This window comes from Streptomyces sp. MBT53, from assembly GCF_016654115.1.
In the GTDB taxonomy this organism is placed as follows: domain Bacteria; phylum Actinomycetota; class Actinomycetes; order Streptomycetales; family Streptomycetaceae; genus Streptomyces.
The window spans coordinates 1-612 of the sequence record NZ_JAEQAZ010000487.1 but is presented as its reverse complement, the minus strand read 5'-3'; the positions used below and the strand labels follow the sequence as shown (position 1 = coordinate 612).

The 612-nt window shown below is 75.5% G+C and carries 1 pseudogene; it reads left to right on the top strand.

What is annotated here, in order from left to right:
* Nucleotides 1-612, top strand: a pseudogene (locus JHN45_RS52405) (molecular chaperone Hsp90); the annotation flags it as partial.

Below are 612 nucleotides of genomic sequence, written 5' to 3'. Positions count from 1 at the left end.
GGAGCGCGCGGCGGACGCCTACGTCGAACTCCTCGCCGCCTGGCGCCCGGTGACCCCCGGCATCATCGACCTCGTGCCCGGCCCGCTCGGCAAGGGCGAGCTGGACGGCACCCTCCGCCAGGCCATCCTGGACCGCCTCCCCCGCACCCCGTTCCTGCCGCCCGCAGTCGAACCCCCCACCGACGACACGGAGTTGCCCGAGTCTCTACGCCCCCGGGACGCCGAGGTCGTGGAGGGCGCCGGCGCCGACATGGTCCGCGTCCTCGCCGAGGTGCTCCCCACCCTCCTCCCCGCCGGCCTCGAACGCCGCGTGGAACTACGGACGTTGGGCGTGGCCCGAGTCCCCCTCGCCGACGCGATCGACCGCCTGGCCGGCCTGGAGAAGGCCCCGGACTGGTGGCGACGCCTCTACGACAGCCTCGCGGGCGTGGACCCGGACCGGCTCTCCGGCCTACCGGTACCGCTCGCCGACGGGCGCACGACCATCGGCCCCCGCCAGGTCCTCCTCCCCACCCCCGACTCCGCACACGTAGAACCCGAAGTCCTCGCCCGCCTGGGCCTCAAGGTCGCCCACCCGGACGCGGCGCACCCCCTCCTGGAGAAGCTGGGCGC